Raw genomic sequence first — 14,808 nt, 5'->3', positions numbered from 1 at the left:
TTAGGGCTTCGACACAAAAGCCGCCCGACCACAACGATCTGTGGTCGGGCGGCTTTGTGTCTCGCTCAGCTACGACGTCGGCTCGAAGGCCTCGTCGATGATCTCCTGCTGCTCAACCGCGTGCACCTTGCTGGAACCCGAGGACGGCGCCGACATCGCACGACGCGAGATGCGCTTGATGCCACGCAGGCGCTCCGGCAGCAGCTCGGGCAGATTGAGCCCGAACATCGGCCACGCACCCTGGTTCGCAGGCTCTTCCTGAACCCACCGAATCTCGGTGGCGTTCGGGTAGCCGTCGAGTGCCTCGTTGATCCGGTACTTCGGGATCGGGTACAGCTGCTCGATTCGCACGATCGCGACGTCGTCGCGGCCGTCCTTCTGCTTACGAGTCAGCAACTCGTAGTACAGCTTTCCGCTGACCAGCAGGATCTTCTTGACCTTGCTGCGGTCGCCGTCACCCGTCTCGTAGGTGGGCTCGTCGAACACCGAGTGGAACTTGCTCTCGGTGAAGTCTTCGATGTTGCTGGTCGCAAGCTTGTTGCGCAGCATCGACTTCGGCGTGAACACGATCAGCGGGCGGCGGATGCCGTCGCGGGCGTGCCGACGCAGCAGGTGGAAGTAGTTGGCAGGCGTCGACGGCAGTGCCACCGTCATCGACCCCTCGGCGCACAACTGCAACCACCGCTCGATACGACCGGAGGTGTGGTCCGGACCCTGGCCCTCATGACCGTGCGGCAGCAACATCACCACATCGGAGAGCTGACCCCATTTGGCTTCGCCGGAGGAAATGAACTCGTCGATAATCGGCTGGGCACCGTTGACGAAGTCGCCGAACTGGCCTTCCCACAGCACCAACGCGTTCGGGTTACCCAACGAGTAGCCGTATTCGAACCCGACCACCGCGAATTCGCTGAGTGCCGAATCGTGGACCGCGAACCAACCGGGATTGTCGCTGCCGATGTTGTGCAGCGGCGTGTACTCGGCGCCGGTCTTGCGATCGATGATCACCGAATGACGCTGCGTGAACGTGCCGCGCCGGCTGTCCTGACCGGACAGCCGGACCGACTTGCCCTCGTCGACCAAGGTGCCGAACGCCAGCAGTTCGGCGAAGGCCCAGTCGACCTTGCCCTCGTACGCCATTTCGCGACGACGATCGAGAACCGGCTGCACACGAGGGTGCACCGAGAATCCCTCGGGGACGTTGACGAACGCGTCGCCGATTCGATGCAGCACCGACTTGTCAACGGAGGTAACGAGTTTGGTCGGGATCTTCTGATCCAGCTCGACCGACTCGCTCGGCTCCGGGTGGTACTTCTCCAGGTCGCGTACCTCGTTGAACACGCGCTCCAGCTGGCCTTGGTAGTCGCGCAGGGCGTCCTCGGCCTCCTTGAGCGAGATGTCACCACGACCGATCAACGATTCGGTGTAGCTCTTGCGGACACTGCGCTTGGTGTCGATGACGTCGTACATGTACGGCTGCGTCATCGAGGGGTCGTCGCCCTCGTTGTGGCCGCGACGCCGGTAGCAGATCATGTCGATGACGACGTCCTTGTGGAACTTCTGGCGGAAGTCGACTGCCAGCTGGGCCACCCAGACGCACGCCTCGGGATCGTCGCCGTTGACGTGGAAGATCGGCGAGCCGATCATCTTCGCGATGTCGGTGCAGTACTCGCTCGAGCGTGAGTATTCCGGCGCGGTGGTGAAACCGACCTGGTTGTTGACGACGATGTGGATGGTGCCGCCGGTCCGGTAACCACGCAGCTCCGACATGTTCAACGTCTCGGCGACCACGCCCTGGCCTGCGAACGCGGCATCGCCGTGCAACATCAGTGGCACGATGGAGAAGCCTTCGGGGCCGTCGCCCTTGTCCAGCAGATCTTGCTTGGCGCGGACCAGTCCTTCCAGAACGGGGTCCACTGCTTCCAGGTGCGACGGGTTGGCGGTCAGCGACACCTCGATGTCGTTGTCGCCGAACATCTGGATGTAGGTGCCCTTGGCGCCGAGGTGGTATTTCACATCACCCGAGCCGTGCGCAGCAGAGGGATTCATGTTGCCCTCGAACTCCGTGAAGATCTTGGAGTAGGGCTTGCCGACGATGTTCGCGAGCACGTTGAGCCTGCCGCGGTGCGGCATGCCGATGATCACCTCGTCGAGCGCGTACTCGGCGCTCTGGTCGATCACCGCGTCCATCATCGGGATGACGGTCTCGGCGCCTTCGAGCGAGAAGCGCTTCTGCCCGACGTACTTGGTCTGCAGGAACGTCTCGAACGCTTCCGCGGCGTTGAGCTTGCTCAGGATGTACTTCTGCTGTGCCACAGTCGGTTTGACATGCTTCTTCTCGACCCGGTCGCGCAGCCATTCCAGCTGCTCCGGGTCGAGGATGTGCATGTACTCCACGCCGACGTGGCGGCAGTACGCATCGCGAAGGATCGACAGGACGTCGCGCAGCTTCATTCGCTCTTCGCCGTGGAAGCCGCCGACGTTGAACTCGCGGTCGAGGTCCCACAGGGTCAGGCCGTGTGTGTACACGTCGAGGTCAGGGTGGCTGCGGAACTTGTCCTGCACCAACCGCAGCGGGTCGGAGTCCGCCATCAGGTGACCGCGATTGCGGTATGCCGCAATCATTTCCATGACGCGCGTGCTCTTGTCGACGCCACGCTCGCGAATGTCCTTGCGCCACCGAATCGGCTCGTACGGGATGTTCATCGCGTGGAAGATCTCGTCGAACAACTCGTCGCTGAGCAACAGGTTGTGGATCGTGCGCAGGAAGTCACCGGACTCGGCGCCCTGGATGATCCGGTGATCGTAGGTGGAGGTCAGCGTGATCAGCTTGCCGACGCCCATGTCCGCGATGCGCTCGTCGCTCGCGCCTTGGAACTCCGCCGGATACTCCATCGCACCAGCGCCGATGATGGCGCCCTGACCCTGCATCAGCCGCGGCACCGAGTGCACGGTGCCGATGGTGCCGGGGTTGGTCAGCGAGATGGTGACACCCTGGAAATCCTCACCGGTGAGCTTGCCGTCACGCGCCCGTCGAACGATGTCCTCGTACGCCGCGTGGAACTGACCGAAGCTCATGGTTTCGCAGTTCTTGATCGCCGCGACAACCAGCGTGCGACTGCCGTCCTTGCCCGGAAGATCGATCGCCAGACCGAGATTCGTGTGCGCGGGCGTCACCGAGTTCGGCTTGCCGTCGATCTCGGCGAAGTGCCGGTTCATGTTGGGGAACGACTTGATCGCCTGCACGATCGCGTAACCCAGCAGGTGCGTGAACGAGATCTTGCCGCCTCGGGTGCGAGCGAGGTGGTTGTTGATGACCAGCCGATTGTCGATCATCAGCTTGGCAGGGATGGCGCGCACGCTGGTAGCGGTCGGGATGCTGAGCGACGACGACATGTTCTTGACGACTGCCGCGGATGCACCGCGCAGCACCTTCGACTCGTCGGTGGCGGGCGCTGCTGCTGCGGCGGGCTTGGGAGCTGCTTTCGCCGCATTCGACGTCGGTGCCGGGGTGCTCTGCGGCTTGCGTTCCGCGCTTGCCGCAGGCTTGGCAGGGGCTGCCGCGGGGGACGGTGTCTGCTTCGTCACAGGTGCGGGCGCAGGCGCCGACTTGGCCTGTGCGGCGGGCACCGGCGGCCGGGGAGTCGGTGCCGGGGCGGCCGGCTTTGCGGGCGCTGCAGCCTCCGATTTTCCGTTGCCTCCATCGACCGGTGCATCGGGGTTGTAGTCGGTAAGAAACTCATGCCAGCTCGCATCGACGGACGACGGATCGTCCTTGAACCGCTGGTACATCTCCTCGACTAGCCATTGGTTCTGTCCGAACTGGGAAGTTGAGCTGCTCACGGCAGATCCTCGCCTCGTTTCCTTCTTCAATCACGTTCTCCACGTCCAGTACAAAGGCTAGACCTGTCGTCGAAGGCACGCGCAGGTTCCTTTGAGTTGAACGAGGTCGGTCTTTACGTACCCACCCCGTCGACAATGACGGAATCGATGTCCACTTTATTCCCGGCGACTCCTTGCGCTGCATCCCATAGGAACGCGTACGGCCCGCGCGCCGAAACCAGCTCGGGATGAGTGCCCATCTCGACGATTCGGCCGTGATCCACGACGACGATGATGTCGGCGCGCGCCGCCGTCGCGAGGCGGTGCGCGACGATCACCGACGTTCGCGTTCGGGTCACCGCGCGACCGGCATCGAGCACCGTTTGCTCCGTCGCGGGATCGAGTGTGGCCGTTGCCTCGTCGAGCAGGAGCAGGTCGGGATTCACCAGCTCGGCGCGAGCCAGCGCTATCAGCTGGCGTTGCCCGGCCGAGAGTCCTTGGCCGCGTTCGCCGATCGGCTGATACATCCCCGATGGCATGGTCGCGATGGCCCCGAGAGCGCCGACCGCGCGCGCAGCGGCTTCGATCTCGGCGCGAGTTGCGTCGGGTTTGCCATAGGCGATGTTGGTCGCGACGTCGCCGGTGAACAGATGGGCTTCCTGAGGGACGACGCCGAGCCGGCCGCGGTATTGCGACAGTCGGTATCGCCGCAGATCGTTGCCGTCCACGCGCACCGACCCGGTGGTGGGGTCGTAGAAGCGTGCAAGGAGTTTCACGATCGTGGACTTGCCCGCTCCGGTTCGTCCGACCAGCGCGACAGTGCTGCCCGCGGGGATGTCGAGATCCACTCCGCTGAGTGCATCCACCTCGGCTCCGACGTAGCGGAAGCCGACATCGTCGAGTACGACGTCGCCACGCAGATGCGCGGGCACCGGGATCGCGTCGGCCTTGGTGACCGACTCGATGGAGCTTTCGGTGCGCAACAGATCGCCGATGCGGTGCAGCCCCACCATCGCCTGCTGGTATCCGTCGAACACCTGCGACAGCTGCTGGATCGGACCGAAGAGCAATCCGAGATAGAGGACGAACGCGACCAGGGTGCCCGCGGTCGTGCCGCCGTTCGCCACCTCGTGCGCACCGAAGTAGACGACTGCCGCCAAGGCCAGATCGGACAGAAACGCGATGAACGGAAAATAGATCGAGATCGCGCGTTGCGACCGCATTCGGCTGCGGCGGTAGCTCTCCGCGCGGTCTGCGAACTTGTCGGCTGCCAACTCCTCGCGACGGTATGCCTGCGCCGCGCGGAGTCCGGCGATGTTTTCCTGGAAGTCCGCGTTGACTATCGAGATTCGCTCGCGCGACGCGGTGTAGGCGACCGACGAAATCTTGCGGAACACCAGGGTCGCGACGACCAGCGGTGGGATCACCGCAAGCGCGATCACCGCGAGACCCACGTCGGTCACCAGCAACGCGACGGAGATGCCCACCAACGTCAGCACGCTGACCACCGCCGTCGACAGGCCGGTCTGCAGGAACGTCGACAACGCATCGACGTCCGTCGTCATGCGCGTCATGATGCGACCGGACAGCTCGCGTTCGTAGTAGTCGAGACCCAGTCGCTGCAGGTGCGCGTAGCTGCGTACGCGAAGCCCGAACAGCACGCGTTCGCCGGCGCGCGCCGTCACCACCGTCATCGCGGCGACGATGGTCCAGTCGACGGCGACCAGCACGATGCCGAGCGCGGTCGCCGCCCACAGCGCATTCGCGTGATCGGGCACGACTCCGGAGTCGATGGCGTAACGGACGATCGACGGGAAGATCACGCCGATGACCGAATCCACAGCGAGGCAGGCGATTACGGCGGCAAGAAGCCAGCGCACCGGTCGCAGCAGGCGGGCAAGTCGGAAGTCGGGATCCGGTCGGCGCAGGTCCCGCGCGTCGGGTTGTGGATCTTCGGTCGCGGGTGACAACGAATCGACGGCGGCGCGCAATTCCGGTGTCGCCGTCATACCGCCGAGCGCACCGGACATCGGGCCGCCGCCACCGCGACCGCCAGGTGCGCCGGAGTGCTCGGGTGCGCCGGTTCCCTTCTCGGTTGTTTCGGTGGCCTCGAGTACCGGCCAGAGTTGTGCGTCCGTCACCTCGGCAAACGTCGGCGTCGCGGGAGTCTCGTCTCCCGTTCTGCCGGTGAGCAAGGTTCGGAACAGCTCGCATCTGTCGTCGAGTTCGTCGACGGTCCCGATGTCGACGACGCGCCCCTGATCGAGCACTGCGACGCGATCGGCGAGCGCCAACGTGGAACGCCGGTGCGCAAGGATCAGCGTCGTGCGACCGCTGTCGATGGGCAGCGCATCGAAGATCGCGGCTTCGGTTTCGGCGTCGACAGCAGAGGTGGCGTCGTCGAGAATGAGCAGCCGCGGATCCAACAGGAGCGCCCTGGCAAGCGCAATTCGCTGGCGCTGCCCACCGGAGAGCGTGAGGCCACGTTCGCCGACGATGGTGTCGTAACCGTCCGCGAGTTCGGCGATGAATCCGTCCGCGGCGGCCATCGTCGCCGCGTGCGCGATCTCCTCCGCCGATGCATCGGGGCGGCCCAGCGCGATGTTCGCCGCGACGGTGTCGGAGAACAGGAACGGCTCGTCGAAGACAAGGCCGATCGCACCACGTAACTCGTCGGCGCGGGCGTCGGCGACGTCGACGCTGACCTCGTTCCCGGTCAGCGAGATGGTGCCGGAACTGGGCAGATAGAAACGGGTGAGTAGCAACGACATCGTGGTCTTACCGGATCCGGCGGGCCCGACGACGGCGACCGTTTCGCCGGGCCTGATACTGAGGTCGAGGCCTTGCAGGACTTCGCGATGTCGGTCGGAATCACCGTGCTGGTCGAAACTGAAATGGACAGAGCGGATTTCGACACCCAAGGGTCCGTCCGGCAGCGCAATGGGGGTGGGTGGGTCGACTACGCCAGGTGCGGTGTCGACGACTTGATAGACACGCTCGACCGCCGCGCGCGAGAGTTGCGCCATGATGACGACGGACGACAACGTCCGCGTCGTATTGGTCATGGTCGCCACGTAGGTGGCGAACGCGAGGAACGTGCCGACGCTGATCGAGCCGTGCAACGCGAGATAGCCGCCGACGGCGATCACACCGACCAGCCCGAGCTGCGGGAGCGCCGCCATGCTCGGCGCGAAACGTGAGTTGATCTTCGCCGCGCGCATCCGTTCCGCGAACAACGTCCTGCCGTGCTGCTCGAGCTGGTCGACGGCGCGGCCTTCCTGACCGAACCCTTTGACGACGCGCACGCCCGTGACCGTCTCTTCGACGTGCTGGGCAAGATCGGCAGCGCGCTGCTGGGCCGACCACGTGGCCGCGAACAGCTTGGGCCGAATCAGGTAGACCACCAACGCAACTGCCGGGACGATCGTCAACGCAACGATCGTCAGCAGGGGCGACAGCACGATCATCACGGCGATGGCGAGCACGAACTGCAGCAGCGCGCCTGCCGACATCGGCACCATGGCGATCAGGCCCTGCACCAGTTGCAGGTCGGTGATCGAGCGGGACACGACCTGCCCGGTCCGGATCTGGTCCTGCCCGCGACCGTCGAGGCGTTGCAGCGACGACAACAGACACAGCCGCAGATCGTGTTGGACGCCCAGCGACAGTTTTCCGGCCAGCATCCGCCTGCCGAACTGACAGCCGAATCGCACAACGCCGAGTGCCATCAGTGCGAGCGCGATCGGCGCGATCCGGTGAACCGCACCTGCGCTCGCGGAGTCGATCGCCGACTTGGTCAGCAACGGGCCGACGATCTCGATGATCGCCGCGACGAAGGTGGCGCTCAACGCGCCGATCGTGGCACCCCGCTGGGTCCAGCACTGTGTCCAGAGCCGGCGGATCCAGCCGAGTTGATTACCTTCGGTCACCATTGATCGCTAGATTAGTCCGAGGCGCCGACACGGCTCGTTGTGAACTCAGGTGATGTCGCGTTGCCGCGTCGCCCACCAGCCCGATCCGGCGAGCGCTACGGTCCACGCCAGCATGAGTATCGGAGCAAGCGGCCAGTCGGCAAATCCGCTGTCGCCGTCGAGTTCGCCGAGCGCCACCGTTGCGATTGTCGCCGACCCGGGCAGGATCGACCCGAAGCCCTTCAGTCCCATTCCCGACGCAACCAGGGACACGGTCAGTTCACCGACCACGTACCAGGCGACCAACATCAGCGCGGCACCGGTCGGGGAGGCCATCAGTAGGCCGAGCCCGGCGCCGATCAGCGACCAGCACACCACCGCAACCAATCCCACCGTGAACGCCTGGAACAGCGTGCCGTTCACGTCCAGCCGGTCGCCGCCGAACGCGACCATGCAGATCAAGCTGGCCAGTTCGACGATCACGCCGTACCCGAGCGCAAATCCGGCCGTCACCAGCAGTTTCGCCGCGATCACGCCGTCGCGGCCGGACGCCGTGAGAAACGTGGGCGTCAGAGTCTTGTGCCGGTATTCGGTCCCTGCATTGATGGCGCCGAAGACGCCCGCGAACAGGACCACCCAGGCCAACGCGAAATACAATCCGACGGACGCGATGCCGGTGGCGAAGTCGTCGCCCAGATCGCCTGTCTCGTCGGCGATTCCGGCGTAGATCGCGCTGGCGAACAGCCCGACGATCAGCGGGGGTATCAGTAGCGCCCACCAGAACTTCAGCGTGGTGACCTTGCGAATCTCCGCGACCAGCAGCCCGGTGGTCATGGTCTGCCTCCGTAATAGCCGGGTGGCGGCGCCGCGAACTGTCCCGACGTCATCGAGAGGAACACCTGCTCCAGATCCACCTGCTCGGCGATCATGCCGAAGATCGCTATGCCCGACGCACTTGCGACGTAGGCAATCTGGGCTTCGGCGGCGCCCGCGATAGCCAGCCTGCCGTCGAACTGCACCTGCGCATCGGTGATGCCCTGTGCGGCAAGCGCTGTCGCGAGCCCGGCCGGATCTGCCGCTGCGACCAGCACCCGAGCTCGGTGGGCACGCCGCAGGTCGGCCATGCTGCCCTGATAGGCGAGTCGGCCGCGGCTGACGATCACCACGTTGTCCACGGTTTGTTCGATCTCGCGGAGAATATGACTCGAAATCAGCACCGTGCCACCGTTTCGCGCGAACGAGCGCAAGAACTCGCGGAGCCAGGCGATGCCCTCGGGGTCGAGTCCGTTGGCAGGCTCGTCGAGTACCAGTACCGACGGATTGCCCAGCAGGGCAGTCGCCAAAGCGAGTCGCTGGCGCATCCCGAGCGAGAACGTGTCCGCTCGGCGGCGCGCAACGTCGTCGAGCCCGACCAGCGACAGGGCCTGCTGCGCACGACTGTCCGGCTCACCGATCGCGGACGCGAAGATCTTCAGATGCGAAAGGGCAGTGCGTTTGGGGTGCAGGCTCAACGAATCCAGCACCGCGCCAACCACGTTCGCCGGACGGTCCAGCTGCCGGAACGGACGGCCGCCGATGGTCGCCGTGCCCGCCGACGGTGTGACGAGACCCAGCAACATCCGCAGCGTCGTCGTCTTTCCCGCACCGTTCGGACCGAGAAATCCGGTGACGGACCCCGGTGGGACGACGAAGCTCACGTAGTCCACGGCGGGCACGGACCCGAACTTCTTGGTGAGTCCGTGCACCTCCAGGTAGACCCCTGCTGCCACGGGTACTAACGCTCGACAGCCGGCAGCGACTCGGCTGTCGGAGAGGGGTCGGCGTCGATGATCACCTCGGTCGCGGGCCAACGCGGCGGTGGCGGACCGAACGCGTCACGGGCGTTGTTGATGACGCCCTTGCCCAGCGCTCGGTTGCCGACGCCGCCGATCACGGCGCCGATGCCTGCGGGAATCACCTTGCCGAACGCGAGTGCTCCGCGCTTGGCGGCATAGCGCGTGATGAATCGCTTGAGCAGCGAGTTGTTCATTCCCTGCATGCCGGTGACACGGGTGCCCAGCGCGGTGCCGTAGTGCTTGGCCGAGCGACCGAGGGTGCGCTCGACGATCTCGCGGCCGCTGTCACCGAGCGCGACGGCGAGCACGAGAGCTTTGCGCTGCTCGTTGTCGCTCGGCTCGATTCCGTGCACCGAGGCCACCGCCAGCGTGAGCACTGCCGAGGCCTCCAGGAAGAACACGGTCTCGGCACCTGCAGCCGCGATCGACGCGACGGTCCCGACGCCAGGTACTGCGGCGGCCGCGCCGACGGCACCGCCACTGCCGGTCACAGCGTTGAGGAAGGTCTTTTCGAGCCGCTCGATGATCTGCGCCGGGCTGTCGTCCGGGTGCGCCCTGCGTGCGCGCTCCACGTATTTCGCCACGGCTGGTCCCTGCAGCTTCGAACCGTTGTCGAGCAGTGAGACCACGGTCTTCTCGAGACGTCCTTGTCGATCAGCCATCAATCCCACCCTTTCGTCGGTGCAGGGTCGGCAGTCCGACCGGTGCACGTCTCACGACATTGCGAGAACTCTATGGCAACGACCGTCTGTCCTGGTTTGTTCCATTTCGAATCCCTACTCTGGGAACTATGACCGGCATCTCAGAAGGAGAATTCCGGCTGCCCGCGCCCAGATTGCGACCGTATGTGAGCAACTACAGCGGTTATCGCTTGCTGGGCTTTTCGCCGGGGGAACACATCGGTATGCCGTCGCCGTATCTGACGGTCATTCTCACCATCGACGAACCGATTCACATGGGCGCCACCGCTGCACAGGGCCCAACCAGTTGGGACACACTCGCGAGCGGCATCTCGGCTGCTCCGTGCACCATCGTCCACGACGGCAACCAGCACGGCATCCAACTCTCCCTGACGCCGTTGGGTTCCCGCGCACTGTTCGGCATGCCGACCGCTGCCATCGGTGCATGGATGGTCGACCTGGAAGACGTCATCGGCTCCGACGCGAGCGAATTGCGCGAACGCATCGCTGCTCATGACTCGTGGGACGAGCGCTTCGCGATCCTGGACGAAGTGTTCCTCCGGCGGATCGATGCGTTGGACGAGGTGAAATTCGACCCGACGCTGGAGCGGGCCTGGCAGTTGTTGACCGCCGACGCAGGCAACGCGCGGGTCGCCGATGTCGCTGCCGATGTCGGGTGGAGCAGGCGACATCTGGTCAATCGGTTCGCCGGCGAATTCGGCATCACACCGAAGGACTCCGCACGCATCGCCCGATTCAGCGCGGCGCATTCGATCATGCGCAGGGTCGAGATCCCCAGTGTCGCCGAGATCGCGGCGTTGTGCGGCTACTACGACCAGGCACACATGGCACGCGATTGGCGCGAGTTGGCGGGCATGTCGCCGTCGAGATGGCGTGCAGCCGAACAGTTCACATTTGTCCAAGCGGACGACACCGACGACGACGCAGACTTGTCGGCATGACCGAAAAGACAGTAGTGCAGACAGTCATCTGGCCCACTCTCCGTTACGACGACGCGCGGGCAGCCATTCGATTTCTCGTCGCCATGGGCTTCGAGGAGGTGGTGGTCTACGGCGAAGGTGAGATCGTCGACCACGCTCAACTGCGGTGGCCCGGCGGTGGTGGCGTGATGCTCGGATCGGCGCAGCGCGAGGACAGTGCGATCAAGGATGTGGTCGCAGGCACCGGATCCATCTACGTCGTCATCGACAACCCCGACGAACTGCACGATCGCGCAGTCGGCTTGGGCGCCAACATCACTCGCGGACTCACGGACGAAGACTACGGGTCCCGCGGTTTCACCATGAAAGACCCGGAAGGCGTCTACTGGAGCTTCGGGACGTACGGCGGCGAGTAGGTCAGGCGGTGAGAGTTCAGGCCGGGGGAGTCCCGGTCCCGAAGGGGCTGCCGCCGAGCGACTCCCGACCGTGCGGCTCCAGCCAATTCGCGAGATCCGGACCTTTCGGCACCACCTGCGTCGGATTCACGGTCGTGTGCACCACGTAGTAGTGCGTCTTGATCTGCTCGAAATCGATGGTGTCGCCGAAGCCGGGTGTCTGGAACAGGTCGCGTGCATATGCCCAGAGCACCGGCATCTCGCTCAGCTTGCTGCGGTTGCATTTGAAGTGGCCGTGATAGACCACGTCGAAGCGGGCGAGGGTGGTGAACAACCGAACGTCGGCCTCGGTGATGTGCTCGCCGACCAGGTATCGCTGTCCCGCAAGGCGTTCGGTCAGCCAGTCGAGGCGGGCGAAGAGTTGATCGTAGGCGCGCTCGTATGCCTCCTGTGAGGTCGCGAATCCGGCTCGATAGACGCCGTTGTTGACGTCCTTGAACACCAGATCGGCGACGCCGTCGATTTCCGCTCGCAGGTCTTCCGGATACAGCTCGGGTGCGCCCTCGCGATGGAACTCCTTCCACTCCGTGGAGAAGTCCAGCGTGATCTGCGGGTAGTTGTTGGTGACCACCTTGCCGGTGGATATGTCGACGATCGCCGGCACCGTGATCCCTCGCGGGTAGTTGGGATCCCGCGCGAAGTAGGCGTCCTGCAGCCGCGGAATCTGCAACACGGGATCGAGTCCGCCCGGATCCAGATCGAAGGTCCAACTGCGCTGGTCGTGGGTGGGCCCGCATTCGCCCATCGAAATCGCGTCCTCGAGACCGAGCAGGCGTCGAACGATGATCGCTCTGTTGGCCCAAGGGCAGGCACGGGCGACGACCAGTCGATATCGGTCGGTTTCCACCGGAAATCCGTCACGACCGTCCCTCGTGATGCGGTCGGTGATGTAGTTCGTGTCGCGCTTGAACTCAGTCTCGGTGCTCACATCTTCAACGTAATCCTCGTCGTGCCATCACGCTCTTGCCTCGGGTTCCTCCGCGCCGTATATTCCGTGTGGACTATTTGGCGAACGTGTCGGTGGTCGGGGCTACGTTCGGTTCGGGAGGTGACGGGTGTGCGGGCGAAGACTGTGTCGGCGGTGACGCCGCTGGGCATCGCGGTGTTGGCTCTGCTCGTCGAGCGGCAAATGCACCCGTACGAGATGTATCAGCTCCTGATCCAGCGACGCGAAGACTGGATCGTCAAGGTTCGGCCAGGTTCGCTCTATCACACGGTCGACAGGATGGCCGAGCAGAAACTGGTGCGTTCGGCGGGCACAGATCGCGACGGCAATCGGCCGGAACGCACCATCTACGACATCACAGCGACCGGTCGTGATGCGCTCACCGCGCGTGTCACCGAGTTGCTGGCGAACCCGATCCGCGAGTACCCGCTGTTCCCGCTGGCGCTCGCCGAAGCCCACAACCTCCCGGCCGATACCGCGGTCACGCTCCTTCGGCAACGCGTTGCCGCACTCGACACCGAGATAGCCGAACTCGATGCGATGGCCGAGTTCGTTCGCTCCGACAACGTGCCCCGCGTCTATTGGCTGAACATCGAATACGCCCGAACTGTCGTTGCGGCGCAAGTGGATTGGCTGCGACAACTCATCGACCAGATCGTCGACGGCTCGCTGCCGTGGCAATGCATCAAGATCAACCATTCAGCAGAATCGAGATTGACATGACTGCTCCAACCGAACGCAATCCTTGGCCGGCGCTGGGGGCGTTGTGCATCGGGTTCTTCATGATCCTGCTCGACGCCACCATCGTCGCCGTCGCGAATCCGGCGATCATGGCGGACCTGCACAGCGACATCAACAGCGTCGTCTGGGTCACCAGCGCGTACCTGCTTGCCTACGCGGTGCCGCTACTGATCACCGGACGGCTCGGTGATCGCTTCGGGCCCAAGAACATCTATCTGATCGGGCTGGTGCTGTTCACGGCGGCATCGCTGTGGTGTGGCCTGTCGCAAAGCATCGAGATGCTGATCGTCGCCCGAGTGTTCCAGGGCTTCGGCGCGGCGTTGATGACGCCGCAGACCATGGCCGTGATCACCCGGACGTTCCCGCCGGACAAGCGCGGCTCGGCCATGGGTATGTGGGGCGCCGTCGCGGGCGTCGCATCGCTGGTCGGTCCGATCGCAGGCGGCGTGCTGGTCGACAACCTCGGCTGGCAGTGGATCTTCATCGTCAACGTCCCGGTCGGCATCATCGCGTTCGTCATGGCGTGGGTTCTGGTGCCGTCGCTCGAGACGCATCCCCACCATTTCGACCTGCTCGGCGTTGCCCTCAGCGCAGGTGGGCTGTTCTGCCTGGTCTTCGGAATCCAGGAGGGCAACACCTACAACTGGTCCGCCGGTGTATGGCTGCTGATCGTCGTCGGCGTGGCCCTGATCGGCGCGTTCCTCTACTACCAGTCCCGTGTGAAGACCGAGCCGCTGCTGCCGCTCGGCTTGTTCAAGGATCGCAACTTTGCCCTCGGCAACCTGGCGATCAGTGCGATGGGGTTCAGCATCACCGCGTTCATGCTTCCGGTGATGTTCTACATGCAGGCGGTTCGCGGCTTCTCGCCGACGAAGGCCGCGCTGATCATGGCCCCCATGGCCATCGTCACCGGATTCCTCGCACCAGCAGTCGGCAAGTTCGTCGACCGCACCCACCCGCGCTACATCCCGACGCTCGGGTTCGTGACCTTCGCGGTTGCCCTCGTCTGGCTGCTCCTGATCATGGAGCCGGATACCGCGATCTGGATGTACATGCTGCCCGCCGTTCTGATGGGCGTCTCGAATGCCTGCATCTGGGGTCCGCTCGGTGCCACGTCGATGCACAACCTGCCGCCGCAGCAGGCCGGTGCGGGTGCGGGTATCTACAACACGACGCGCCAGATCGGCTCCGTTCTCGGTAGCGCCGGCGTCGGTGCGCTGATCACGTCGCGGATGGCGGCCAACGGGATCAACGGTGGGATCGACCAGGCCAGCTCGGGTCCGATGCCCGAGTTCATCAAGGACGCCTTCAGTTCTGCTCTTGCACAGTCGGTCTGGCTCCCGGCTGCGGCGGCGGCTGTCGGCGTTGTCGCGTCGGCGCTGTTCGTCGTGAACAAGAAGGCCGACGGCAGGCCGCCGACTCCGCCGTCGGCCGAGGAGTTGGAGTCCGTCTCCTGATCGCGCCTATACGCTGCAGG

At 64.6% G+C, this 14,808-nt stretch carries 10 protein-coding genes; 4 read left to right on the top strand and 6 right to left on the bottom strand.

The window, feature by feature from the left end:
* Positions 1-69 precede the first annotated feature (69 nt).
* The 5 genes from FOY51_RS12620 to FOY51_RS12600 form a co-directional block, all read right to left on the bottom strand.
* Positions 70-3,792, bottom strand: a complete 3,723-nt coding sequence (locus FOY51_RS12620) for a multifunctional oxoglutarate decarboxylase/oxoglutarate dehydrogenase thiamine pyrophosphate-binding subunit/dihydrolipoyllysine-residue succinyltransferase subunit (RefSeq protein ID WP_235916313.1) — start codon at positions 3,790-3,792, stop codon at positions 70-72.
* Positions 3,793-3,956: 164 nt separating this feature from the next.
* Entirely contained in the window at positions 3,957-7,754 is a 3,798-nt protein-coding gene (locus FOY51_RS12615) for an ABC transporter ATP-binding protein (protein WP_187776295.1), read from the bottom strand.
* 45 nt (positions 7,755-7,799) lie between these two features.
* A complete protein-coding gene (locus FOY51_RS12610; protein WP_149430589.1) occupies positions 7,800-8,567 on the bottom strand; it encodes an ABC transporter permease in 768 nt (255 codons plus the stop codon).
* A complete protein-coding gene (locus FOY51_RS12605; protein WP_149430588.1) occupies positions 8,564-9,502 on the bottom strand; it encodes an ABC transporter ATP-binding protein in 939 nt (312 codons plus the stop codon). The genes FOY51_RS12610 and FOY51_RS12605 overlap by 4 nt, the downstream gene beginning before the upstream one ends.
* Positions 9,503-9,507: 5 nt before the next feature.
* Positions 9,508-10,230, bottom strand: a complete 723-nt coding sequence (locus tag FOY51_RS12600; RefSeq protein ID WP_149430587.1) for a hypothetical protein — start codon at positions 10,228-10,230, stop codon at positions 9,508-9,510.
* 128 nt (positions 10,231-10,358) lie between these two features.
* Here FOY51_RS12600 and FOY51_RS12595 point away from each other — a divergent pair, with 128 nt between their 5' ends.
* Positions 10,359-11,210, top strand: a complete 852-nt coding sequence (locus FOY51_RS12595; protein WP_187776294.1) for a helix-turn-helix domain-containing protein — start codon at positions 10,359-10,361, stop codon at positions 11,208-11,210.
* Entirely contained in the window at positions 11,207-11,605 is a 399-nt protein-coding gene (locus FOY51_RS12590) for a VOC family protein (protein ID WP_149430586.1), read from the top strand. The genes FOY51_RS12595 and FOY51_RS12590 overlap by 4 nt, the downstream gene beginning before the upstream one ends.
* Before the next feature lie 16 nt (positions 11,606-11,621).
* Here the strand turns inward: FOY51_RS12590 and FOY51_RS12585 are convergent, their stop codons facing one another.
* Positions 11,622-12,572 carry a glutathione S-transferase family protein gene (locus FOY51_RS12585; protein WP_149430585.1) on the bottom strand — a complete coding sequence of 317 codons (951 nt, stop codon included), beginning with the start codon at positions 12,570-12,572 and terminating at the stop codon, positions 11,622-11,624.
* Between the two features lie 129 nt (positions 12,573-12,701).
* Here FOY51_RS12585 and FOY51_RS12580 point away from each other — a divergent pair, with 129 nt between their 5' ends.
* Both FOY51_RS12580 and FOY51_RS12575 read left to right on the top strand, forming a co-directional pair.
* Entirely contained in the window at positions 12,702-13,313 is a 612-nt protein-coding gene (locus tag FOY51_RS12580; protein ID WP_235916289.1) for a PadR family transcriptional regulator, read from the top strand.
* Positions 13,310-14,788: a DHA2 family efflux MFS transporter permease subunit gene (locus tag FOY51_RS12575; protein WP_149430584.1), complete on the top strand. Its 1,479-nt coding sequence runs from the start codon at positions 13,310-13,312 to the stop codon at positions 14,786-14,788. The genes FOY51_RS12580 and FOY51_RS12575 overlap by 4 nt, the downstream gene beginning before the upstream one ends.
* Positions 14,789-14,808 lie beyond the last annotated feature (20 nt).

The organism is Antrihabitans cavernicola, assembly GCF_008297975.1.
Lineage (GTDB): Bacteria > Actinomycetota > Actinomycetes > Mycobacteriales > Mycobacteriaceae > Antrihabitans > Antrihabitans cavernicola.
This window is presented reverse-complemented; position numbering and strand designations above follow the sequence as displayed.